Origin of the sequence: Mycobacterium sp. E3251, from assembly GCF_001666835.1 — a bacterium.
Lineage (GTDB): Bacteria > Actinomycetota > Actinomycetes > Mycobacteriales > Mycobacteriaceae > Mycobacterium.
Genome location: NZ_LZJF01000197.1, coordinates 72,394 through 94,704, shown reverse-complemented (window position 1 = coordinate 94,704; position 22,311 = coordinate 72,394). Strand labels below are relative to the sequence as shown.

At 63.7% G+C, this 22,311-nt stretch carries 22 protein-coding genes; 11 read left to right on the top strand and 11 right to left on the bottom strand.

The genetic code is table 11. The features are described from left to right. Nucleotides 1–18: 18 nt before the first annotated feature. Complete coding sequence (locus A5697_RS25525; RefSeq protein WP_231972184.1) at nucleotides 19–858, bottom strand: TIGR03619 family F420-dependent LLM class oxidoreductase; 840 nt, start codon at nucleotides 856–858, stop codon at nucleotides 19–21. A gap of 77 nt (nucleotides 859–935) precedes the next feature. Further along, complete coding sequence (locus A5697_RS25520) at nucleotides 936–1,745, bottom strand: SDR family NAD(P)-dependent oxidoreductase (RefSeq protein WP_068012530.1); 810 nt, start codon at nucleotides 1,743–1,745, stop codon at nucleotides 936–938. 217 nt (nucleotides 1,746–1,962) lie between these two features. Here A5697_RS25520 and A5697_RS25515 point away from each other — a divergent pair, with 217 nt between their 5' ends. The 5 genes from A5697_RS25515 to A5697_RS25495 all read left to right on the top strand — a co-directional run bounded on the left by A5697_RS25515 (nucleotide 1,963) and on the right by A5697_RS25495 (nucleotide 7,352). Further along, nucleotides 1,963–3,114, top strand: a complete 1,152-nt coding sequence (locus A5697_RS25515; RefSeq protein WP_156673449.1) for an amidohydrolase family protein — start codon at nucleotides 1,963–1,965, stop codon at nucleotides 3,112–3,114. Continuing rightward, complete coding sequence (locus A5697_RS25510) at nucleotides 3,111–3,374, top strand: hypothetical protein (RefSeq protein ID WP_068012526.1); 264 nt, start codon at nucleotides 3,111–3,113, stop codon at nucleotides 3,372–3,374. Before A5697_RS25515 ends, A5697_RS25510 begins: the two co-directional genes overlap by 4 nt. A 104-nt stretch (nucleotides 3,375–3,478) precedes the next feature. Continuing rightward, nucleotides 3,479–5,629, top strand: a complete 2,151-nt coding sequence (locus tag A5697_RS25505; RefSeq protein WP_156673448.1) for an acyl-CoA dehydrogenase — start codon at nucleotides 3,479–3,481, stop codon at nucleotides 5,627–5,629. A 48-nt stretch (nucleotides 5,630–5,677) separates the two neighbouring features. Beyond that, the gene (locus tag A5697_RS25500; RefSeq protein WP_068012524.1) at nucleotides 5,678–6,829 is read left to right on the top strand and encodes an acyl-CoA dehydrogenase family protein; all 1,152 of its coding nucleotides are present in this window, start codon (nucleotides 5,678–5,680) and stop codon (nucleotides 6,827–6,829) included. Between the two features lie 40 nt (nucleotides 6,830–6,869). Then, a complete protein-coding gene (locus A5697_RS25495; protein ID WP_068012522.1) occupies nucleotides 6,870–7,352 on the top strand; it encodes a MaoC family dehydratase N-terminal domain-containing protein in 483 nt (160 codons plus the stop codon). Here the strand turns inward: A5697_RS25495 and A5697_RS25490 are convergent. Continuing rightward, the gene (locus A5697_RS25490) at nucleotides 7,338–7,550 is read right to left on the bottom strand and encodes a ferredoxin (RefSeq protein ID WP_231972183.1); all 213 of its coding nucleotides are present in this window, start codon (nucleotides 7,548–7,550) and stop codon (nucleotides 7,338–7,340) included. The genes A5697_RS25495 and A5697_RS25490 overlap by 15 nt on opposite strands. Beyond that, nucleotides 7,547–8,767: a cytochrome P450 gene (locus A5697_RS25485; RefSeq protein ID WP_068012555.1), complete on the bottom strand. Its 1,221-nt coding sequence runs from the start codon at nucleotides 8,765–8,767 to the stop codon at nucleotides 7,547–7,549. The genes A5697_RS25490 and A5697_RS25485 overlap by 4 nt, the downstream gene beginning before the upstream one ends. Nucleotides 8,768–8,945: 178 nt before the next feature. Between A5697_RS25485 and A5697_RS25480 the strand changes: the two genes are divergently transcribed. Continuing rightward, a complete protein-coding gene (locus A5697_RS25480) occupies nucleotides 8,946–9,611 on the top strand; it encodes a TetR/AcrR family transcriptional regulator (RefSeq protein ID WP_068012520.1) in 666 nt (221 codons plus the stop codon). A 169-nt stretch (nucleotides 9,612–9,780) separates the two neighbouring features. On the opposite strand, the gene A5697_RS25475 is transcribed toward A5697_RS25480, so the two are convergent. Together A5697_RS25475 and A5697_RS25470 are read right to left on the bottom strand one after the other, a co-directional pair. Continuing rightward, nucleotides 9,781–10,242 carry a hypothetical protein gene (locus tag A5697_RS25475; RefSeq protein ID WP_068118061.1) on the bottom strand — a complete coding sequence of 154 codons (462 nt, stop codon included), beginning with the start codon at nucleotides 10,240–10,242 and terminating at the stop codon, nucleotides 9,781–9,783. A gap of 209 nt (nucleotides 10,243–10,451) precedes the next feature. Then, the gene (locus A5697_RS25470; RefSeq protein ID WP_068012517.1) at nucleotides 10,452–11,165 is read right to left on the bottom strand and encodes a hypothetical protein; all 714 of its coding nucleotides are present in this window, start codon (nucleotides 11,163–11,165) and stop codon (nucleotides 10,452–10,454) included. A gap of 160 nt (nucleotides 11,166–11,325) precedes the next feature. On the opposite strand from A5697_RS25470, the gene A5697_RS25465 reads away from it, so the two are divergent. Genes A5697_RS25465 through A5697_RS25455 form a run of 3 tightly spaced genes read left to right on the top strand, consistent with a single transcriptional unit; the run spans nucleotide 11,326 to nucleotide 14,629 of the window. Next, the gene (locus tag A5697_RS25465; RefSeq protein ID WP_068012515.1) at nucleotides 11,326–12,519 is read left to right on the top strand and encodes an acyl-CoA dehydrogenase family protein; all 1,194 of its coding nucleotides are present in this window, start codon (nucleotides 11,326–11,328) and stop codon (nucleotides 12,517–12,519) included. Nucleotides 12,520–12,578: 59 nt separating this feature from the next. After that, nucleotides 12,579–13,721 carry an acetyl-CoA hydrolase/transferase C-terminal domain-containing protein gene (locus A5697_RS25460; RefSeq protein ID WP_082953588.1) on the top strand — a complete coding sequence of 381 codons (1,143 nt, stop codon included), beginning with the start codon at nucleotides 12,579–12,581 and terminating at the stop codon, nucleotides 13,719–13,721. Further along, complete coding sequence (locus tag A5697_RS25455) at nucleotides 13,718–14,629, top strand: SDR family NAD(P)-dependent oxidoreductase (protein ID WP_068012507.1); 912 nt, start codon at nucleotides 13,718–13,720, stop codon at nucleotides 14,627–14,629. Before A5697_RS25460 ends, A5697_RS25455 begins: the two co-directional genes overlap by 4 nt. Nucleotides 14,630–14,984: 355 nt before the next feature. Here A5697_RS25455 and A5697_RS25450 read toward each other — a convergent pair whose 3' ends face one another. After that, on the bottom strand, nucleotides 14,985–15,758 hold the full coding sequence (locus tag A5697_RS25450; protein ID WP_068012554.1) for an SDR family NAD(P)-dependent oxidoreductase: 774 nt from the start codon (nucleotides 15,756–15,758) through the stop codon (nucleotides 14,985–14,987). Between the two features lie 329 nt (nucleotides 15,759–16,087). Here A5697_RS25450 and A5697_RS25445 point away from each other — a divergent pair, with 329 nt between their 5' ends. Both A5697_RS25445 and A5697_RS25440 read left to right on the top strand, forming a co-directional pair. Then, entirely contained in the window at nucleotides 16,088–17,095 is a 1,008-nt protein-coding gene (locus tag A5697_RS25445; RefSeq protein WP_156673447.1) for a Rieske 2Fe-2S domain-containing protein, read from the top strand. Further along, nucleotides 17,073–17,681, top strand: coding sequence for a TetR/AcrR family transcriptional regulator (locus A5697_RS25440; protein ID WP_068012504.1), 609 nt, complete (start codon nucleotides 17,073–17,075; stop codon nucleotides 17,679–17,681). The genes A5697_RS25445 and A5697_RS25440 overlap by 23 nt, the downstream gene beginning before the upstream one ends. 12 nt (nucleotides 17,682–17,693) lie before the next feature. Here the strand turns inward: A5697_RS25440 and A5697_RS25435 are convergent, their stop codons facing one another. From A5697_RS25435 to A5697_RS25420, 4 genes are read right to left on the bottom strand one after another with little or no spacing between them, the layout of a single operon-like run. Beyond that, the gene (locus A5697_RS25435; protein WP_068012503.1) at nucleotides 17,694–18,524 is read right to left on the bottom strand and encodes an enoyl-CoA hydratase/isomerase family protein; all 831 of its coding nucleotides are present in this window, start codon (nucleotides 18,522–18,524) and stop codon (nucleotides 17,694–17,696) included. Nucleotides 18,525–18,556: 32 nt separating this feature from the next. Then, nucleotides 18,557–19,507, bottom strand: coding sequence for a VOC family protein (locus A5697_RS25430; RefSeq protein WP_068012501.1), 951 nt, complete (start codon nucleotides 19,505–19,507; stop codon nucleotides 18,557–18,559). Further along, entirely contained in the window at nucleotides 19,507–20,718 is a 1,212-nt protein-coding gene (locus A5697_RS25425) for a CaiB/BaiF CoA-transferase family protein (RefSeq protein ID WP_068012499.1), read from the bottom strand. Before A5697_RS25425 ends, A5697_RS25430 begins: the two co-directional genes overlap by 1 nt. Beyond that, on the bottom strand, nucleotides 20,715–22,211 hold the full coding sequence (locus tag A5697_RS25420) for an aldehyde dehydrogenase family protein (RefSeq protein WP_068012497.1): 1,497 nt from the start codon (nucleotides 22,209–22,211) through the stop codon (nucleotides 20,715–20,717). The genes A5697_RS25425 and A5697_RS25420 overlap by 4 nt, the downstream gene beginning before the upstream one ends. Between the last annotated feature and the right edge of the window lie 100 nt (nucleotides 22,212–22,311).

Below are 22,311 nucleotides of genomic sequence, written 5' to 3'. Positions count from 1 at the left end.
CGGCGGGAGCGCGCCCGCCTACGCAGCCATGCCGAAATGCTCAGCGAAGCGGGTGAGGTAGGTTTCGGCCACCGTTGCCGAGGAGGCGTCGGCGTGGGCGAGGATGTGCGTCGCCCCTGCGCGGGTCATGGCGGAAACGTATTCGTCGAGTCCGGATACCGCAGCGGCATCGTCGAAATCGACCGAGGGAGCGGCGACCTGGATTTGAACGCTGTTCAGGTCGCGGCCGGATGCCGCGAGCATCTCTCGCAGTCTGTCGACCGCTCGTGAAAAGTCCTCCGCCCCGACGATAGCGGTGGTCCGGACCGACGACGCCATGGATGCCGGGGCGACCACCGCACTCCAGCCGCTGCCGTGCTCAACGACGCGTCGCAGGGTCGCGACGCTGTTGCCGCCGATCCACAGCGGTGGATGGGGCTTTTGGATCGGCACGTCGAGGTTCATTTCCCCGGTGGCGGCAAAATTCGATCCGGAGACCGGCTCTTCGGGGTGGGTCCAGATTCGTCGCAGCGCAGTCAGCGATTCGTCGAAGAGCCCGACTCGGGCGTCGAAGTCGACTCCCAGAGCAGCGAACTCGGAACGGAGATAACCGGCTCCCACGCCGGCGATCAACCGCCCACCGGACACGATGTCCAACGACGTAAGAGTTTTCGCGACCAGGTACGGATTCCGAAATGGCAACACATACAGGTGCGTCATCAACCGGATCGTGGTGGTGGCTGCCGCGAAAAAGGCCAAAGCGACGGCGGGCTCGAAGGTGTTATGGCCGCCGGCCCGTCGCCACTTCGCCGACGGTGCCGGATGGTCGGCCAGCGCTATCGCATCGAAGCCGAGCGCTTCGGCCTGACTGGCGATCACGCGCATGACCGTCGGGTCACGGAACTCGGGGCCTGCAGTCGGAACGTCACTCGGATATTCGAGGGTGAATTTGAGAGTCAATAGATCGATCCCGTCGCTCCGCCGTCGATGTGAAGGTTCATCCCGTTGAAGAACTCGGCTTTCGGGCTGGCGAGCATCGTGACGGCATAGGCGACGTCACTGACTTGGCCGATTCGATGGACGGTCTGCCCAGTACCTTTCAGCACATATTCCGCGGCGCGGTCCAGATCGTCACCCCAGCCGCGGCGCTCGGCGAAGATGCGTAAAAAGTCACGGAGCCCGCTGGTCATGATCATGCCCGGCATCACCGTGTTGACCGTTACACCGCTGCCGGCCAACGCCTTTGATAGGCCCATGGACATGTTGATCATCGCCGCCTTGGACGGTCCATAATCCGGCTGGCCCGACGTCGGGATGATTCCCGCAGCGGAGGCGATCTGGATGATCCTGCCCCAGCCCTTCTCCTTCATCGCCGGCGCCAGCGCGTGAACCAGATAGCCCGCCGAAAGCACGTTGCGCCGATAGGTGGCCCCCCACTCCGACACGGGCAGATCGAACCACGACTGCACTCCCGTCTCCGACGCTCCGCCGGCGTTGTTGACGAGGATGTCTATCCCGCCGAAGGCAGCGACTGCCATTCTCGCAACGTCCGCGGCGCCATCCTCGCTAGCCAAGTCGCCTACCGCGGCGGCGACTCGCGCGCCACTTTGTCGAATCTCGTTGGCAACCAGGTTTACTCGATCTGCGTTGCGGCCATGGATGACCACGGATACCCCCTCGGCGGCGAGCGCCGTAGCGATGCCCGCGCCGATTCCCGAACTGCTGCCAGTGACGAGGGCCCGTTTGCCCTCGAGGTCGAAGTTCACGACTAACCTCCGATTACAGTCCTGTGGCAGCGGTGCCACGGCCGACTCCACTGCCGACTCAGCGCACCCAACGACGTCAGCGGGTCGACCCGGGCACACAAAGGGAACATGCTGGCCAGACCCGCTTGCCGCATCGTCCGGCGAGCTACTACACTACCTCAGAAATAACTAAATGTTTTTCTGTTTTGCACGTCCCTCGAACCACAAGGAAGCACCGATGCCCCTGCAGCCCTGGATGCAGCTGATCTCCGTAGACGACCACTTGATCGAGCATCCCAAGGTCTGGAGCGACCGCCTGCCCCAGAAATACCTGGGAGCGGGACCCAAGATCATCGAGTGGGAGCGGCCCGACACCGGCCAGATGTGTCAGGTGTGGGAGTACGAAGGTCGCATCTACCCCTACATCGGACTCAACGCTGTGGCGGGCAAAAAGCCGGAGGAATACGGCATCGAACCGGTCCGCTACGACGACATGATTCCGGGCTGCTACGACCCCAAGGCGCGGGTGGCTGACATGGACATCGATGGCGTGCAGGCGATGACCTGTTTTCCGTCCTTCCCGCGGTTCGCGGGCGCGGTCTTCGCAGAGGGTGAGGACAAAGATCTCGCGCTGCTGTGCTCCCAGGCCTGGAACGACTTTCACATCGACGAGTGGGCGGCGACCGCGCCGGACCGGTTCGTGCCCGTCGCGATCCTGCCGTTCTGGGACCTCGACGCGAGCATCAAGGAACTCCACCGGATGGCCGCCAAGGGCGCCAAGTGCGTCAGTTTCCCCGACCTGCCGGATCGGCTCGGGCTGCCGTCGCTGCACAGCGATCACTGGGACCCACTGTGGTCGGCGTTCGAGGAGACCGACTTAGTGCTGGCGCAGCACTTCGGTTCCGGCGGCTTCCCCCCGCCGATCGCTTCGGACGCGCCGTTTGCGGTCTTCATCGTGCTGATGGGGACCATCAGCATGGGCGCGTTGACGGACTGGCTGTTCTCCCATGCGCTGCACAAGCATCCGAAGCTCAAGGTCGGGCTATCCGAGGGCGGCATCGGCTGGATCCCCTATATCCTTGAACGCTGCGACAGCGTGTGGCGCAAACACCGCCACTACCAGAACATCAACCAAGAGGTGCTGCCCAGCGATTTGTTCCGGCGCCACTTCCACGGCTGCTTCATCGAAGATGACTTCGGCGTGGAGTCGCGGCACAAGATCGGAATGGACAACATCACCTGGGAGTGCGACTACCCGCATTCGGACTCATTCTGGCCGCAGAGCCGGGAGCGCGCAGCCCAGGCGTTCAAGGATGTTCCCGACGACGAGGTGCACCAGATGGTGGAGCTCAACACGCGCAAGCTGTACAACTTTCCACGATCTGCATGACCGCCGACGGCGTCGAGCCGGTCGAACAGCTGCCGCTATCCGACTGGACCGACCAGGACCTGCTGACCAAGGACGAGGCACGAGAACGTCTCGTCGAGGAGATCGGCCGCACGCAGGTGCGGCTGAGCCAGCTCGACGCCGCCGACTCCGATGACGAGGCCGAGATCGCGCTGTTGACACGCCGCCTCAACGCAATGGAATCCATCAGGGATGAATACAGCACTCACCTCGACCAGCAGCGACCTGGCCACCCGGCGTGAACTCCATTCAGCCATAACCGAATTGCGATCAATAGCTGTTTCACCAGCACGTCGTCGTCCAGCGACGAGCCGTTGACGTCACAACCGAGAATGGAGCGTTGCCTGTGCCGCTGGCGATTACAGAAGACCATCGCGACCTTGCCGAGGTGGCGAGTGCCATGGTGTCCGGGCGCGGAGGTATCGCCTCCGCACGCCGGATCCTGCTCGACCCGGATGTCCCCGACCGTTGGTGGTCGACCGATCCCCTCTGGAAGGAGATCGTGTCGACCGGGTGGCTCGGAATGCACGTCGACGAGAAGTACGGCGGCCAGGGCTATGGCCTGCCCGAGCTGGCCATCGTGCTCGAACAGCTCGGCCGTGCCGCGCTCGGCGGCCCCTTCCTGCCGACGGCCGCGGCGTCATCGGTGATTGCCCAGTTCGGCACCGATGAACAGTGCGAGCGTTGGTTACCGGGGTTGGTGTCCGGCGATGTCATTGCCGGCATAACCTTCGCCGGCGATGCAATCGCGACCGGGTCGCGCATGTCGGTTGACGCCGTCCCTGCGCTCTCCGAGCCCGGAGCCGACCTGTATCTGGTGTGGGCCGGACAAGACGTGCTGATCGTTCCCGCGGGCGACGCTGTCGAGGCTCGACGCACCGACAGCATCGATCGGCTGATGAGACCCATTGCAGCTGTTGCGATGTCGTCGGCGCCGATAGCCGATACGCTCGTCGGAGCGGCGTTGCCGGCTATGAAGATCTTGCGTCTATTCGCGGCCGCCGAGGCCGCCGGTGGTCTTGCCGCGTGCACCGAAATGGCCACGGCCTACGCGGCCACCCGCGAGCAGTTCGGCAGGCCGATCGGGTCATTTCAAGCCGTAAAGCACCACTGCGCCAACATGCTCTTTGACACCGAACTGGCAACGGGTGTGGTCTGGGATGCGGCACGCGCCAACGGCAGTGAGGCTGATTTGGCGGCCGCAATGGCCGCGGGCCATGCGCTGCCGGCGTACCAACGAGTGTCATTGAAGACCATTCAGATACTCGGCGGCATCGGCTACACCTGGGAGCACGATGCCCACCTGTACGTCCGGCGCGCGACGGTGTTGCATGCATTCTTCGGCGATCAATCAGTGCTTCGTGACGCGGTGTACGACATGCAACGCGACGGGTTGCGCCGGCACAATTCCGTCGACCTGCCGCCCGAGGCCGCGCAATACCGGCAGTCAGCGGAGCAGTTTCGCGCCGACCTCGCCACGACGAAAGATCAAGACCGCCAGAAACTCTGGGCGCGAAGCGGCTATCTGCAGCCGCACTGGCCGAAGCCTTACGGTCGCGCCGCCGACTCCGCCGAACAGCTGGTGATCGAGGAGGTGCTCGCCGGGCTGGACAAGCCGAGCCTCGGCCTGGGCGAATGGGTGGTCCCGACCCTGCTGCAACACGGCACCCCCGAACAGATCGAGCGGTTGATGTGGCCGAGCCTTGAAGGCGAGGTGCGATGGTGCCAGCTGTTCAGTGAGCCCGGTGCAGGATCTGACGCTGCGGCGGTCTCTACCCGCGCCAAGCGGATTGACGGCGGCTGGCTGGTCACCGGGCAGAAGGTGTGGACCAGCGACGCAATGAACTGTCAGCGCGGCCTGGCCACCGTCCGGACTGACCCCGACGCGGCCAAACACAAAGGCATCACGGCGATGATCATCGATCTTGCCGCCCCCGGGGTGACCATTCGCCCGCTCACCGAGATCACCGGCGAGACACTGTTCAATGAAGTGTTCTTCGACGATGTTCTTGTCACCGACCGCGATGTCGTCGGAGCCGTCAACGCAGGCTGGGCGGTCGCCATGGCGACGCTGGGCAACGAGCGGGTTTCGATCGGAGGCGGTTCGGTCACGATGGAGGCCGAATCCTTACTCGATCTGATGAGACGTCATGGCGGAAATGATCGCGGACTTGCGCGTGAGGTCGGGGCCCTGCTCGTTGAGGCCTATGGCATCGCTGCGCTCAACATGCGCCAAGCCGCCCGCGCCGTGTTCGAATCGGGCCCGGGCGTTGAAGGCAACATCGTCAAAATCGTTGGCGCCGAACATGCTCAGCGCGTGGCCGAGCTAGCGCTGAGCATCGCCAGGACCGCTCTGCTCATCGGCGGCGCACCCGAGGTCACGCATGATTACCTGTTCAGCCGGTGCTTGACTATCGCCGGTGGGACATCGGAGATCATCAGAAACCTTGTTGCCGAGCGTCTTCTGGGACTGCCACGTGAGCCATCAACAAGGTAGAGCGAACGGCCGTGATTGACACAGTCCGCGAGGAGGCTTGAGAAGACCGTGACCGTCGAGCGACTACTGCCGACACCGGAAGCGCGCGACCTCATCGACCTGGTGCGGCAGGTGGCCGACAAAGCTCTTGATCCCATCGTCGATCACCATGAACGTGAACACACCTATCCCGAAGGGGTTTTCAAGACACTGGGCGACGCGGGGCTGCTGAGCCTGTCGCAACCCGACGATTGGGGCGGCGGCGGCCAACCGTTTGAGGTGTACCTCCAGGTGTTGGAAGAGTTGGCGGCACGCTGGGCGGCGGTGGCGGTGGCGGTCAGCGTGCACAGCCTCGCATGCCATCCGTTGCTGGCATTCGGTTCCGAAGACCAGCGGCGGCGGTGGCTCCCGGACATGCTCGGTGGCGCCACGATCGGCGCCTACAGCCTGTCCGAACCCGACGCGGGATCCGACGCCGCCGCCCTCCGGTGCCAAGCGGTGCGAACGGTCGACGGATACCAGATCACCGGCACCAAAGCGTGGATCACACATGGCGGTGTGGCCGACTTCTATACGCTGTTTGCGCGCACCGCTGAAGGGTCGCGCGGCATCAGTTGTTTCCTCGTACCGGGTGACGCGGCGGGGCTCACATTCGGTCCGCCCGAAGACAAGATGGGGCTCAACGGAGTGCCCACCACGTCGGCCTTCTACGACGCAGTCGAACTGGCCGTGGAGCGGCGAATCGGCGAGGAAGGCCAAGGCCTCTCCATCGCATTCAGCGCGCTCGACAGTGGACGGCTCGGCATCGCGGCGGTCGCCGTCGGCATCGCCCAAGCGGCGTTGGACGAGGCCGTGTCCTATGCGCGGCAGCGAACCGCGTTCGGCCGACGCATCATCGACCACCAGGGTCTCGGATTCGTCCTGGCGGATATGGCCGCCGCCGTTGACTCGGCGCGCGCGGCCTACCTCGACGCCGCGCGGCGACGCGACGCCGGCATGCCGTATTCGCGTAGTGCATCGGTCGCCAAGCTGGTGGCCACGGACGCCGCGATGAAGGTGACCACCGATGCCGTTCAGGTGCTCGGCGGCTATGGCTATACGCGTGATTACCGAGTCGAGCGGTACATGCGCGAAGCGAAGATCACGCAGATCTTCGAGGGCACCAACCAAATTCAGCGTTTGGTGATCAGCCGTCAGCTGAGCGCGGCCGCGGGCGGCTAGGACCGTCCGTCGTGCGGCCATATGAGCGAAGGAGAACCCAATGAGCGATCCCGTTCCCGCATCGACGGCCGAGCAGGCGACTCACCTGCACCGTGGCCGGACCTGGGATGAGCTTCCAGTGGGCTTGTCCTTCCGCACCGGCAGCCGCACGGTGACCGAAGCCGATTTCGTCCAGTTCGTCACCTGGGCCGGGTTCACCGAACCACTCTTCATGGACGCGTCAGATGTCCTCGAGAGCAACGGCCGTCGACTAGTACCGGCTGCCCTGACCTATAGCGTCGCGGAGGGATTGTTGATACAGACCCTGGCATTCGCCGGAACCGGGATCGCTTTCCTGGGGATGACTTTGACGGCGCGGCGGCCCGTGTACGTCGGCGACACGTTGCACGCTGTGGTCACCATCACCGAATCCCGTGCGACGAAAAAGCCCGACCGCGGCATGGTGGCAAGCACCGTCAGCGTCCGCAACCAACACGGCGAGGAAGTGCTCGAGTACACCCCCACACGGTTAGTCCGGGGTTGAACGCTCGATGACGGTGATGGCTCGCTCGGGGCAGGCGTCGGCCCCTCGGTGGGCCTGGTCGATGAACGCGGCAGCGACCTCCCCTTCGGGCGGGATGCAGTAGCCGGTGTCGTCGAGGTGGTAGACGTCTGGTCCAGCGGCCGCGCACAGCGCGTGACCGACGCAATGTGCGGCATCGAATTCGATGCGAATGGTCACTGCTCTCCTCCGGTGTCAATCTGTGGCCCCGGAGTGAAGGCGATGGGCAGTTCACGCATGGCCCAGACCTCACCGGCGTCTTCGAAACGCTTGGGTGTGCCGTCGAGGCGGTAATCCGGCAGTCTCTCGAGGACTTCGCTGAGCATCTCCTGGAACATCACGCGAGCCAGGTGAGATCCGAGGCAACGGTGTATTCCGACACCGAAAGCCATGTGTTTCTGGCTGTTCGCGCGGTCCAGGCGGATCGTATGGGGGTCTTCGAAGACGGCCGGGTCACGGTTGGCGGCCGCCCACATCAGGATTGCCCGGTCCCCCGCTTCCAGTTGGCTGCCGTGGAACTCCGCGTCACGTGACACGGTGCGTGCCAACCCCAAAGTTGGTGTGCAGTGCCGCAGAAACTCATCCGTCGCCGTCGTGATCCGGCCCGGGTCGTCGATCAACTGCTGTCTCAGCTCCGGGCGCTGGCTCAGTTCGAACAGCACGTTGCCGGTGAGCCCGCTGGTGGTGTCCATGCCGCCCAACATCATCAGCACCGTGTACATGAGGATCTGGGTGTCGTCCATGGGGACTCCATCGATCTGCCCGCCCAGAATGCGGCCAAAGACGTCGTCGCCAATGTCACCGCTCTCCCGACGCTCGGTCATGTTCTTGTAGATCTCACCGAACATCTCCATAACCGCAGCACCGGCCTTCTCCTCGTCGTGCGTGCGGTCGTGCACCATCGAATGCACCCAGTGCACCCATTGCAAATACTTTGATTCGTCGAAACCGAGCATGAGCAGAATCAGCTTGGCCGGCATAGGCGTCGTCAGTTCGCCGACGATATCGCAGTGTCCGCGCTCGATGAATCCGTTGACCATCTCTCTGGCCATCCGGCGAGCGCGCGACCGCAGCGCCTCGGCCTGTCCCGGCGAGAATGCCTTGACCGTAACCTGACGGAGCTTTTGCGTCAGTGGCGGATCCGATTCGATCGGAAGGATGGGGAACGGCGCACCGCTCGCGGGCACTCCCACCGAGGGATACGAGTTGAACAGATCATCGTCGCGCGCGGCCTCGAACACCGACTCGTAGTCGAGCAACGTCCAGAACCCGCCATGTTGCTCGGAATGTGCCACCGGGCAACGCGATCGCATTGCGGCCAGCGTTTCGTGCGCCGATTCCCGGAATTCCGGCGAGTGGTGGTCGAAATTCTCGGCAACCGAAGTCGTTGTTGGCATCGACACGAGTGCGTCCTCCTCGATGAGTCCTGCCGGTCTCCGCGGCGATTCGCGCGGGCTGGCGGAAAGCCGGTGCGATACCGACTGCGACTACACTTTTGAATACTCTGTAGTTCACTCAGCACACTAGCGAGTGATGTAGCCTACGGTCAACCTAAGGGTGAAAGCTTGGAGGGCGATGAACACGCTCGACTCGGCAGCGGGGACGGACAGGCACCGCGCCCCGGCATGGGGCGCGGACCTCCCCCTCACGGAAGACGACGCGCGAGAACGGCTCATCCAAGCGGCCGAAGCCTGTTTCGCTGAGCGCGGACCGAGCCGAACCAAGGTGACACACGTGGCGGCGAAGGCGGGCGTCCACCGCACGACCGTCTATTCGTATTTCCCCAACATGGACGCCATCCTCGCGGCGTGCTTCGTCAAGGCGACCAATCTCGTCGTCGAGGCCGCTGATCCCTATTTCGGCGAGGATGGTCCCTTCATCGACCGATTGATCAACGCAGTGATGGCCGGGCTTCGCGCAGCGCGGAGCAACCCGACCATGCTGTCGATGACAGCACCCCACGACTTGGCCCGAACACATCGCGCGGCGGAAAGGTCCGAGGCATGGCGCACGGGAATCGTCGAAGGGTTGGCTGCTCGATTCGCCAGCGCGGTGCCCGGTGAGGTGCGCACCGACATCTCGCCGTATCACATGGCTCACTGGATAGTTCGGATCGCGTTCAGTCTCATCGAGGATCCGGGTGGTGACGAGGTCGGCGGTGATGAGGGCCTACTGCGTGCGTTCCTCCCAGGCGCGATCGCACCACAGCCTCGCCCCAATCACACTCGCCGATCGCGCTAACCAGTCGCGGGTTCTAGAGAGGATGTGCCGTTCGGCATCAGTGAACCGTTGCGAGCGGTCGGTAAGGCCGGCGAACAGTTGCTGCGCCCAGTCGGCGGCTTCGACCAATTGGCCTATGCTCACGTCAGTGATGATCACCACGACCACTCCCCCTACGTCCCGGGACGGTCTACCGGCGCAGGCTGGCACGTAATCTGCTGCCGTCAAAGGTATTCCAGGCCTGCGGCCGTAATTCGATGATTGCCCGATCCTGCTTGGCAAGCAGGATTGCCATTTCCTCGGGCATCTCAGGGAAAGCGCGTTCACAAAACGCCGGGTAAAACCAGCTCCCGGTGCTGTCGTCGGTATGTACGACGGCCAGCGTGCGGGCGCTGGCCATCTGCTGGAGAGGCAATTCAGTACCCGCACTCGACAGGCAGACTGCGCTGTGCGGGTTAACTTTCAGCGCCTTTACCCGAGGCCGGTCGCGATACGAGGTCACCCAAAGCGCATCCTGTCTCCACAGGTATGTCTGCACCGCGGAAACCGGTCGGCCCTTGCCGTCAATCCAGCTGACGACACACTCGGTCTGGGCTTCCAGCAGTCGTGCGAATGCGTCTCCGGTCAGTCGCGCTTGCGAAAACTCATCCATGGCATCTCTTCCCCGCCGGCGTCACTAACCTGTTCGCTGGTCATCGCTGACGCCAGAACTGCTGCGCGACAACGTCGCTGCTGTGACGGCCGTGGAGTCGCTGGACATTCCTGCGGCGGGCTCGATGGACAGGCCGCTCAGTCGGGTGGTCATGAATCTCGCCAACGCAGATTCTCATTCTTCTTAGCCGGTTCCTACCCAACCGGATCTCACGCAGCGATGACCTCGCGCTCTGCGGTCTGCTGCGCTGAGATCGATCGCAACATAACGGCAACCAGGGCGACAATCCACACGCTGAACGCGACTAACGGAATCCAGAACGCGAATACCCCGTTCCAAGCAAGCGGTCCGTCATTGAAGAGCATGACCGCGCCCCCGGGAGTCGCCAGAACCAGATACCAGATGTTGAGGTATCCGAACCAGCGCGGAAACACGGGCGGGTTCTGCTGGTCGATAAACGCTGCGATTGCCAACACCGCCGCCTGCACGACCAATGTTCCAACGATGCCCACGAACATCAACCAGAAGACGTCATCGAGGGTCTGGGTGATCTCGACCGGCCGTTGTCCGGGACGGAACGTCGCCGTCGCGAGAATCATCATCGGGAAGATGAAACCCGGCACGACGACGACGCCGGAGAAAATCTGCGTGATGGACAGCACACCCCACTTGCCCTCCATCTGCCGCAGCCGCAGGCAGATCGCGGCAAGGAATGGCATGAACCACGCGACGAAGTACATACAGAATGCAAGCCCGATGCGGATGCGCAGCTTGTTCGCGACCAGTGTCGACGCGATGTGTTCAGCACTCGATGTCGGTGACAACGGTGGAATCAAACCTGCGATCAAACAGAAGAACAATCCGAAGGATGCCAGTGCCACGACTCCGCACCACACCGCCGCCCGTTGCAGTTTAAGGTCCATCTCCTCCGCCTGTCTTCTCGGATCGCTGCGCAATCGCCTTGCCCAAGCAACGCGCCGGTGGCTACACTACTAGAAATAACTAAATGTTTGTCGATTTTGGTTCAGGTCTCGGATGCTCCGATATCCGGGATCATCCTCCTCAACGCGATGGAATCGGTCCTTGACGAATACGGCATCTAACTCGACGTCAGCTGAGACGTCGAGGGGTCGCGGGGCGACCGAGGACGTCGCGGCGCTCCGGTCGCAGTTCCGTGCTTTCTTGGAGGGTGCGCCGAAACCGCCGGGACTTCGGAACTACGGCCCCACGCCGACCGCTGAGGACATCGAGCCCGGCCGCGCCTGGCACAAGTACCTCGCTCGGCACGGCTACGTGTGCTTGCATTGGCCGGTCGACTTCGGCGGTACCGATGCGTCGGTTGCCTATCAGGCGCTGTTCGCCGAGGAGTGCGCTCGCGCCGGGGTGCCTCGCCAGCTTGCGATCACCGCCATCGACCTAGTCGGACCGGTCCTTATCAAGTTCGGCTCCGAGCAGCAGCGATCGCGCTACCTCGAGCCCATCCGACTGGGAGACCATGTCTGGACACAGCTGTTCTCCGAGCCCGGTGCGGGGTCCGACCTGGCCGGTGTGCGGACCAAGGCGCAGAAGACCGCCTCGGGGTGGCGCATAGATGGGCAGAAGGTCTGGAGTTCGGCCGCGAATTCGGCGCAATTCGGTTTGCTGCTCGCCCGCACCGGACCGGATTCACATCGTGGGTTGAGCATGTTCATCGTTCCGATGGATGCTGCCGGCGTCTCGGTGCGGCCGCTTCGGCAGATGGACGGCGAGAGCAAGTTCAACGAGGTCTTCTTAGACGGTGTCGAGTTGAGCGAAGACAACTTGATCGGCGAGGAGGGCCAAGGGTGGACGATCGCCCTGGTCACGCTGGGCCGCGAGCGGCTGACGCTGGGTTCGAATGCCGTGGGGATGTTCAAGCTGCTCGACCGAATGATGCAGGCGGCACGTGACCGCGATCAGCTGAATCCCATTCTGGCCCAATCGATGACGAAGCTGTGGGCGCGAATGTGGCTGTTGCGGTTCACCTGGGAGCGCGCGATCGAGGAAGGGGATACGTCGTCGTCGGCCTTCTCTGTTCTCAAGCTGATGACGTCGGAGACCGACCGCGACCTCGGTGACCTCGCCACCGAAGTGCTCGGCACAGATGTCTGCGTCGACCCCTCCGACGACTCAGACGACGCTGAGTTGGTCCGCGCGATGTTGGTTGCGCGCGCACAGACGATTCTCGGCGGCACCAGCGAAATTCAGCGCAACATCCTCGGAGAGCGGATATTGGGTCTGCCAAAAGAGCCGCGGTGACTGTCGACCCAATACAGACGGAATTCTCTGCCGCACTGCGAAACAAGCTGCGCCCAGGCATGACCGTCGCGCTCGGCGACGGTGTGGGCGCGCCGCGGTGTACCGGCGACGGCGCTTCGGTGTGCGCCACGCTCAGCGCGGTGGCACGAGAGATCGGTGGGGTTCGACTTGTCGTCGGCTGGTTGCCCTCGCCCATGCAGGGGTTCGAGCCCGACGCCTTCGCCGAAGTCGTCGCGATTATGCCCGGCTGGGGCGTGCGGAACGTACTGGGTTCGCCGACAGCGCGTTTCGTCCCGACCCGGCTCAGTTCAGTTGTCTCGCTGATGAGAGGCGTGCTCCGCCCCGACATACTCATCACCCGCCTGGTGGACAGGGCGGGCCGCTTCCATTTCAGCACCGAGGTGTCCTGGCAACGCGAGATCGTCGACGCCGGTACGGCCGTTTTCGCCATCGCCGACACGGAAGCCCCGCTCGCCGACGCCGGCCCGCCCCTGGCCGCCGAGGCGATCGAGTTCATCGGCCATACCTCAGAGGGCCCCGTCGAGATGCCCAGCGTCTTTCCCGACGCGGTTCACGAAGCCCTGGCCGACGCGGTGCTGCGATTCGTACCCGAAGGCGCACGGTTGCAGTACGGCCCCGGCAAGCTGGGCACCGCGTTGCTCAACCGCACGCGACGGCCGCTCCACATCGACACCGGCCTGTTGACCGACGCCGTCGTGGACCTCGACTCTCGCGGACTGCTCATCAGAATGCCCAGTGCCACATACCTGTTCGGGACCCAAACGCTCTACCGCTGGGTCGACGGCAAGCCGATCCTGCACGGCATCGACTACACCCACGACCTCACCCGGCTGTCTCGAGGCATTCCGTTGGTCGCGGTCAACACCGCCCTCGAAATCGATCCGTTCGGTCAGATCAACGTCGAGGGAGTCGGGGAGAAAATCGTCGGCGGCATCGGTGGACATCCGGACTACTGCGCGGCGGCCAGCATGAGCCGGGGCGGCCTGTCCATCATCGCTGTTCCTTCCACGGTGAACGGCCACTCCCCTTTCGTCGAGCAGTTGAGCAGGCCGGCATCGACACCCGCGCACGACGTCGACCTCATCGTCACCGAATCGGGCCACGCGGACTTGCGTGGCGCCGACTGGAACCAGCGCAGGCGACTCATCGGTGCACTGTTCGAACGAAAGGACCACCAATGACTGAAGGAGCATTATCGGGGCGAGTCGTCCTGGTCACGGGCGGCGGACGCGGCATCGGACGCGGCCACTGCCTCGCGCTGGCCTCGCATGGCGCCGCGGTCGTTGTCAACGACCCGGGTGTCAGCCGCGACGGCTCCGCGGGTGACACGGGTCCCGCCGCCCAGGTCGTCGCCGAAATCGAAGCCGCCGGCGGCAAGGCGATAGCGCATACCGGGTCGGTGGCCTCGTGGAGCGACGTCGCCGACATGATCGCCGCAGCCGTTTCCACCTTCGGCACCCTGACCGGCGTGGTGAACAACGCAGGCATCGTGCGAGACGCGACGGTGGTCAACGCGACCGAGGACGACTGGGATGCGGTGATCGCCGTACACCTCAAGGGCACCTTCGCAGTCACCAAACACGCTTGCGAGTACTGGCGGGCGCAGTCCAAGGGGGGCCACCAGATCGACGCGCGGATCGTCAATACGGTGTCCGGCGCCGGTCTGTGGGGCAACGTCGGACAAAGTGCCTACGGTGCCGCCAAGGCCGCGATCGCGAATCTCACCGTCGTCACGGCGATGGAGGCGCGCCGGTACGGCGTTGCGGTGAACGCGATCTCGCCGCTGGCCGTTACCCGGATCAGCGAAGATTTTTTCAAGGGAGACCGGGCCGCCGACCCGGCACTGGACCCGGCGCGCAGTTCCGAGGTGGTGGCGTGGCTGCAGGGTCCGGAGTCGGGCTGGTTGACGGGCCAGATTCTGCGCATCAATGGCCACAAGCTCAGTCGCGTAGCAGGTTTCGCGGAGGCGCCTGGACGTTACGCCGCCAAAGACGGGACGTCGCTGGCATTCGACGAGATCGGCCAGGCGGTGAGTTGGCTGTACGGCACATCACCGCGCGGACTGGCCGGGCCGCTGCCGGCGACCTGAGGTAACACTCGTGGAGGAGCACTGCGCTGGTTGTGGATTCGACCAGGTGGCAGCACCCGCAGGCGAGATCGCCGCTGCACTGCCCGCAGTTGCCTCTGCCGTAGCCGAATCGATGCGACCGCTCGCCTCTGAGGCCACCTACCGTAGGCCGGCGCCAGATGTATGGGCGCCGGCGGCTTGAGCCGCAACAGCGACGCGACGGTTGCTCGACGTCGGGGCCGCGATGTTCGCGCAGAAGCCGGTATGGAGATGTTTTTGTCGAGGACATCGTCGGGCGCGCTGACGTGTCGAGAGCCTTTGCCTGCGCCAGAGGAAAACACAGACGGGCAGGACGACCGAGACGCGGTGTCCGAAGCTAGCGTGCGGCGTCTATCGTGCTACCGCCGTCAACCATGTAGGTCATACCGGTGATGTACTTCGAGTCATCGCAGGCAAGGAAGAGGGCGACCGGTGCAACGCTCTCCTCTGGCGGCGAGGGCATTCCCAAGGTGACGTTGGAAACCATCTTTGCCACACGCTCATCTTGCACTGCCTCCGCGAGCGCTTCTGTCAGAGTCGTCGGGCAGATGACGTTTACACGAATTCCGTCCGCTCCCCACTCCCGAGCGGCGGTGCGGCTCAGGGCCCGAATGGCCTCCTTGGCGGCAGAGTACGCCCCGTAACCCGCTGGCGATGAAATCCCTGCTGGCGAGCCAAAATTGATTACCACCCCGCGCCGTTCCTTCAGATGCCCATGACTCGCTTGCATGAAGTGCAGAGTAGCGATCGGGCCCGACGAAAATTGCATCTGCAGTTGATTATCGTCAATGTCTACTAGTGCGTTGGTAACACCGGTGGTGTGGTGTGCGTTATTGACGAGGATGTCGATCCCGCCGAATTGTGAGGCCGTGGAGTGCACCGCCGCATGCACCTGCGCCTTGTCGGTGACATCACATTGCAATCCGATCGCGGATCCTCCGCCTTGGGTGATGGTGTCGACGACCTCGTCCACCGTCGATCCCGTTCTGGAGACGACCGCTACCAACGCGCCCTCTCGCGCGAAGCGAAGGGCAATGCTGCGACCGATTCCGCGGCCCGCACCGGTTACCAGGGCCACCTTGCCAGACAACCGATCTGCCGGTTCACTCATTTCCATCTCCTCAAACATCTCTCTAACGGGCCAGTACCGGAACGAAGTTCGATTTATTCGAACCCGGAAGGGCGTGGGATGCCTACACGTCAGCCACGTTGCGCGACCAGTAACGCGGAACCCTCCGGGCACTCCGCAGCCGATCAAGTTATATCATTAACTAATTATCTATAACGTTAGACCTCCAGCTGGCCTCCCCTCTTCGCGGGGCCGTGGGTCCGGGCGATTGTTCTATACGGCATCGTGGATTTGACCGACATTTTCAACACATGTGTTGAAACTGCGGTATGCTCCACTGACAGTGAATGTTCCGGCGAAGGAGCGCATCGATGCAGAACTGGCCCACGATGCAACCCACAGGCTGGTTCCAGGTGGCGTGGAGCGCCGAGCTGGAACTCGGTGAAGTGAAGGCCCTGCACTACTTCGGCCGTGACCTCGTGGCCTTCCGGGCCCACAACGGGCAAGTGTGCGTGATGGATGCTCACTGTCGGCACCTCGGCGCCAACCTCGCTTTCGGCGGCTGCGTGGTCGAGGACGGCATTCAATGCCCTTTTCATGGCTGGGTGTGGAACGGCCAGGGTCGCAACGTCCGTATCCCCTACCAGGACCGTCCCAACAGAGGCCGACGGATCCGCTCCTATCCCGTGACCGAAGTTAACGAATCGATATACATCTGGCATGACACTGCTGGCCGAAATCCTTTGTGGCAGCTGCCCACCGGTTTCGAGATGCTGGGAGATCACGTCGCCTCGCGCAGCTACCACCCGCTCAATGCGGACTGCCGCACGCGATTCACCAACATCCACGTACATCCGCAGGTGATCGCCGAGAACGCGGTTGACCCGCACCACTTCCGATTTGTGCATCACACCCCAATCAGCCCAGTGGTGCTGCGCGAGTCCACCGATAGGTCGACCTGGTCGTCAAAGGTCGGGTTCGGCCGACGGTGGGTAGATGGTGTGGATCGTCGCGACGACACCCTCAACACGATCGAGATCTATTGGTCGGGCGTCGGGGTGAGTTTCAACGGAGAACACACTCGAGAGGGAATTCGGGTCATCTCCATCTGCGCTACGCCGGTCGACGAAGAGACCTCGGATATCTTCGCCGGCTACTGGATTGATGCCGAAAGTGCTGATTTCGCCGAGCGGCTCGCATTAGCCAAACGCGCGCTGCCCCAGGATATTCAGATCTGGGATCATCAGCAATATATGGATCCGCCGGCGCTCGCGACCAGTGAGGCGGCCGGCTTCAAGAAGCTTCGTGCGTGGTGTTCCAGCTTCTATCCTGAGCCCCAGGCTGCGGGGGACCGACTTGTCGGCCACAGCGTCTGGTAGCCCCGCAGGGCGCCGCAAGTCCGATCGCACGCGCGAGTCGATACTTGACGCCGCGCGGATAGCGTTTGCCCGCAAGGGGTTCTCAGCTGTCACCATTCGTGACATCACCAATCTGGCCCAGATCAACCGCGCCAGCTTCTACTACTACTTTCCCGACAAAACCGAACTGTTCATAGAGCTGGGTACGGCGACCTACCGCGAAGCTCTGCACGTCGTAAAGTCTTTCGGTGAGCTGGACCACCCGCCGACCCAGTCCGCCGTCCGAGGATGGGTGAACAGCTATTACTCCTATTTGGACCGCAACGGCGCCTTCGTCATCCGCTCTGCCGACGACGCACCCCAGGATGCGAAGTTCCGTTCGGCGGTAACTCGCGCCCACGGCCGAACGGCCGCGGCTCTCGGCGAGCGCATGGCCAAGCTGGCGGCCCGCCCGCCCGACGCCGAGCCCCCCGCGTTAGGGCTATCGGTGATGGCGATGCTCGACCGTAGCTGGTTGATGGTCCAACACAATGAGATTCCATCCGCGTCGCGAGACAGTGTCATCCTCGCGTTGTCTGAAATGATCACACGCCTACTGATCGGTTGATCGTCCGAGCAGCTACAGCCGGCCCGCAACCCGCAATTCTGGATGCACCCAGTCCGGTGATCGCTTCTCCTTGAAGGCGGTGAAACCTTCGCGAGCCTCGGGACCATCGAGGCTCACCTTCATCCCGATGCGATCGTAAAGGCCCATGTAGTTGTCGAGACTGGACTTGATGAGGGCACGCGCGTGTGGCGCGGTGCGGCAGCACTGGGCCAGAACTTCACGCGCGGCTGCCATCAGGTCGTCATGAGGGACCACCCGGGCGACCAGACCCCAGTCAACCGCCTCCTGGGCGGACAACACCCGGCCGGTGAACATCAGGTCTCGCGCGCGAACCGGTCCGATCACCCTGGCGAGCATCTGGCTGTAATAGGTGTCAGCAATTCCCCGGTACAGCTCCGGCACTCGGAAAGTCGCACGGTCGCTGACCACAGCCATGTCACTGCACAGGGCGATCTGGAGTCCGCCGCCCTGGGCGAGACCGTTCACGGCGGCGACGACGGGTTTGGCCGACTGGCGCAGACTGTCGAACGGCGTGACGTCCATGCCCATCGTCGCGGCGAAGTCCATCCAATTGTCCTCAGCGCCTTGGGCGAGATCGCCGCCAGGCGCGAATACATCGCCTGTGCCGGTGATCAGCAGCCCGGCCAGGTTGTCGTCGGAATTGACGCGCGAGATGGCGTAGCGAATACCGAAGTACATCGCGGGGGTCATCGCGTTGCGCGCCATGGGGCGGTCGAGCGTCAGGACGGCGAAGCCGCCTTCGCGTTCGAATCGCAGGAAGGGCGTGCCCAGCCAGTCACCGTCGGGCGGGCGGGGGCTCAGCTCGTTGGGCTCGGCGGACATATCACTCCTCGAAGGTTGAATGGCGCGGTCCGTCACTTGCTGAAGAACTTCAACGGGCGCTCGACGAACTCGAACACCACACCGTCGGGTGAGCGCAGAAACGCGATGAACAATCCGTCGATCTTGGTTCCCGGTAGCGGGCACCACACTGGATCACCCTTCCGCTCAACCGAATTCGGCATAGCCGCCAGCGCCTTCTCTACGCTCTCGACGCGGAGCGCGCAGCGGTAGAGTCCCTGGCGGTTGCCGCCCCACGGCACCGGCCCGCCAGTCGTCGCATCCGGGTGCTGGACCACCGTGACGGTGAACCGTTGTCCATCCTCCGGAAGCGCGAAGCGCGCGACGACGCATTCGACGGAATCGGCGGAGCCGCCGGGCGCCAACTGGTTGCCCGAAACCGCCACTGCTGTCGGCGCTTCGATTTCGATGAAACCGATCGCGGTCAGGAACTGCGCGGTGGCGAGGATGTCGATGGCCGCAATGCGGATCCCGGAAAACAGTGTGCCGGCCGAGGCGTCTAGATCGCTTGGGGCCTGCGCCAACTCGATGACGACACCGTCGGGGTCGAGCGCGAGCACCGATTTCGCGCCCGAGATGAGCCCCTCAACCGGCTCCCCGACCGGCACACCCGCCTCCCCCAAGGCCACGGCGGCATGGTCCAGATCCGCTACCCACATGAGCGCCGCGCGGATGCCCGGTCTGGTCGGTTCGGTTCGCTCATCGCGGGTCAGAGGCGGGGATTCATAGGCGATCGCCTCGAGCGCACAGCCGTTGCGACCTCCCCGGGTGTCGTAGAGAAAAGCAGTGGAACAGTAGGTTTCGTCGTCGATGCCGAGGATGGCACCGTTGGTCGGGACCGTCGGGTCGGTGCGCATCCTGGCCGACAGGCCCAGGACGCCCGAGTAGAGCCGCTCGGTCGCTTCCAGGGACTCACAGTTCAGGTTGACGTGCAGGAACCGGCGGGCCAGGTAATCGGATACCACTACAGAACAACCGATTTGACTTTGAGATCGATGATGTCATCCTCGCTGAATCCCAGTTCGGCCAGCAGTGCATCGGTGTGCTCACCGTGTCCCGGCGCGCCTCTCAATTCCAGTGGTGTCTCATCGAACTGCACAGGGCTACCCGCGAGGGCGAATTCATTGCCGTTGGCGTCGGTGGTGCGGGGCAGGTAGCCGTTGGCCAGCACCTGTGGGTCGTCGTGGATTTCGCGGGCGGTGCGCATCACGTCCCACACCCCGTCGAAGCCTTTGAACGCGCCCTCCCAGTGCGCCAGGTCATGCTGACCGATCGTCTTGCGCAGTTCGACGACGCACTCGGCACGATTTTGGAACCGCACCATGGCGTTGGCGAACCGCTCATCGGCGATCAAATCGGACCGCCCGAGACGCGTGCAGAAATCGGCCCAGAATCGATCCGCCTGCAGCAGCACGAAGGCGATATGGCGCCCGTCGCGCGTCTGGTAGATGCTGGCCACCGGGTTGGGCATCTCTGCCAACTGGAACTTCGGGATGTCCTGCCCAGTGATACCCGCGCCGACAATGTCGGGGCCCAGCTGCCAGATCGCCGAGCTGAGGAGGGACACGTCCACCACCGACGGTTCCCCCGTGCGTTCGCGTTTATACAGTGCTCCAACGATGCCCGAGGCGATGGCAAAGCCGCCGTACACGTCACCGAATGCGGGCCGCTGCACCGGCGGGTACGAACCGTCGCCGGCGGCGTAGGCCTCGCCAATCCCACCGCGTGCCCAATACGCGGCCAGGTCGAAACCGCCCTGCGTAGCGAGATCGCCCTTGGTTCCGTAGCCGTGGCCGCGGGCATAGACGATTTTCGGGTTGCGGGCGCGTACTTGCTCGACGTCGATGCCCATGCGCCGGCGCGAGTCCGGCAGCAGATTCGTCAAGAAAACGTCAGCGGTTTCAACGAGTTTCATCAACAGTTCGAGACCCGCGGGCGTCGACGAATCGAGGCCGATGCTGCGCTTCCCGCGGTTCGGCTGTTCGATGAAGTGATTGACGCCCCCCGCGCCCGTGACGATCCCGGAGCTGATCAGCCCGCGCTGCGGATCACCGGTCTCGGGATGCTCGACCTTGATAACGTCGGCGCCCCAGTCAGCGAGCACGGCACCCGCTGCCGGGACGAAGCTCCAAGCTGCGAGCTCGACAACGCGAACCCCACTGAGAATGTCGGTCATGCGATGGGATATCCGATCGTCTTGGTCTGCAGGTACTGTTCGAAGCCCTCGTGGCCGTTCTGGCGCCCGATGCCGCTCATCTTGTAGCCGCCGAACGGTGCGTCGGCACCGTAATACATGGCGCTGTTGATCATCAGCGAACCGGTCCGGATGCGGCGCGCGACGGCCATGGCCCGCTCGGTGGAGCCCATGATGGCGCCGGCCAGACCGTAGCGGGAGTCGTTCGCCAACTCGACGGCGGCGTCGTCACCACCCTCGTACGGCGTGATCGACAGCACCGGCCCGAAGACCTCCTCCTGGAAGATCGTGTGAGCCGGTTCGACGTCAGCAACGACCGTCGGCGCCACGAAGTAGCCGCGGTCCAGTCCCTCCGGTACGCCCCCACCGACTGTGACGCGACCACCTTCGCGCTTAGCGATTTCGATGTAGTCAAGCACTCGGCCCCGCTGCTTGGCCGAGACCAGCGGCCCGCAGAAGGTGTTCGGGTCCGACGGATCGCCGACGCTGAGCGCACCGAAAATGGCGGTGGCCACCTCGACGGCTTGCCCGTAGATCGAGCGCGGCACCAGCATGCGGGTGGCGAGCGCACACCCCTGGCCGGAATGCATCAGCGCGCCAATGCATCCAGGCAACGCCGTATCCAGATCGGCGTCGTCGAGCACCAGATACGCCGACTTCCCGCCGAGCTCGAGCATGTTGCGCTTCATCGTGTCCCCGGACAGGCGCTGGATGAGCTTGCCCACCGCCGTCGAACCGGTGAAGGACACCATGTCGATGCGCGGATCGGTGGCAAGTACCTGCGCGACGTTATTGTCAGACGCCGGAACGATGTTGACCACACCGGGCGGGATGTCGGTCTTCTCGGCGATGATCCGGCCCCACCGCAACGCGCTCCACGGCGTCTCGATCGCGGGCTTGAGCACCATGGTGTTTCCGGTCGCCAGAATCTGGCCCACCTTGTTGCTGATGATCTCGAACGGAAAATTCCACGGGGTGATGGCTCCGACCACCCCCATCGCCTCCTTGACAACGACGCGGTTGTACGGAACCCCCATCTTGGCGTCCTGGTCGAGCATCCGCTCCCAAGCGAATTTCGAGATGTATTCCGCCGGCCACTTCACCGCGTCGGCCGACGGCCACTCCAATTGCGCGATATAGGTCATCCCCACCGTCGACCCGACCTCGGCGATCAGTTCGGCGCGGATGTCCTCCTTCTCCTCCTGCAACGCATTGTGCAGCTGCAGCAGGCAATGCTTGCGGAACTCGTGGTCGGTCGACCAGTCGGTGGTGTCGAACGTGCGCCGCGCAGCGGCGATCGCCTGTTCCATGTCCTCGGCGCTCGCATCTGTACAGGTCCCGAGCACCTCCTCGGTCGCCGGGTTGACGTTGTCGACGGTCCTGCCCGTGGACGAATCCCGCAGCCTGCCGTCAATATAGAGACGAGTTTCAGGGTTGAACTGGACGGTTGTTGCGTCTACCGGCGATGCCGTCATTGGCACTCCTCCTGCTGGACTGTGGGCGCGGCCTAGTGTACCTGTTATAGATAACTGTTTAGCTGATTCGAGCGTAGGCCGGATCCCAATACTGGACAAG

Bases quoted from the DNA above. Each gene is read 5' to 3' on its own strand.
- A5697_RS25515 (WP_156673449.1), top strand. From the start codon at position 1,963: ATGCCCCTGCAGCCCTGGATGCAGCTGATCTCCGTAGACGACCACTTG.
- A5697_RS25510 (WP_068012526.1), top strand. From the start codon at position 3,111: ATGACCGCCGACGGCGTCGAGCCGGTCGAACAGCTGCCGCTATCCGAC.
- A5697_RS25495 (WP_068012522.1), top strand. From the start codon at position 6,870: ATGAGCGATCCCGTTCCCGCATCGACGGCCGAGCAGGCGACTCACCTG.
- A5697_RS25485 (WP_068012555.1), bottom strand. From the start codon at position 8,767: ATGCCAACAACGACTTCGGTTGCCGAGAATTTCGACCACCACTCGCCG.
- A5697_RS25480 (WP_068012520.1), top strand. From the start codon at position 8,946: ATGAACACGCTCGACTCGGCAGCGGGGACGGACAGGCACCGCGCCCCG.
- A5697_RS25475 (WP_068118061.1), bottom strand. From the start codon at position 10,242: ATGGATGAGTTTTCGCAAGCGCGACTGACCGGAGACGCATTCGCACGA.
- A5697_RS25470 (WP_068012517.1), bottom strand. From the start codon at position 11,165: ATGGACCTTAAACTGCAACGGGCGGCGGTGTGGTGCGGAGTCGTGGCA.
- A5697_RS25460 (WP_082953588.1), top strand. From the start codon at position 12,579: ATGACCGTCGCGCTCGGCGACGGTGTGGGCGCGCCGCGGTGTACCGGC.
- A5697_RS25455 (WP_068012507.1), top strand. From the start codon at position 13,718: ATGACTGAAGGAGCATTATCGGGGCGAGTCGTCCTGGTCACGGGCGGC.
- A5697_RS25450 (WP_068012554.1), bottom strand. From the start codon at position 15,758: ATGAGTGAACCGGCAGATCGGTTGTCTGGCAAGGTGGCCCTGGTAACC.
- A5697_RS25445 (WP_156673447.1), top strand. From the start codon at position 16,088: ATGCAGAACTGGCCCACGATGCAACCCACAGGCTGGTTCCAGGTGGCG.
- A5697_RS25435 (WP_068012503.1), bottom strand. From the start codon at position 18,524: ATGTCCGCCGAGCCCAACGAGCTGAGCCCCCGCCCGCCCGACGGTGAC.
- A5697_RS25425 (WP_068012499.1), bottom strand. From the start codon at position 20,718: ATGACCGACATTCTCAGTGGGGTTCGCGTTGTCGAGCTCGCAGCTTGG.
- A5697_RS25420 (WP_068012497.1), bottom strand. From the start codon at position 22,211: ATGACGGCATCGCCGGTAGACGCAACAACCGTCCAGTTCAACCCTGAA.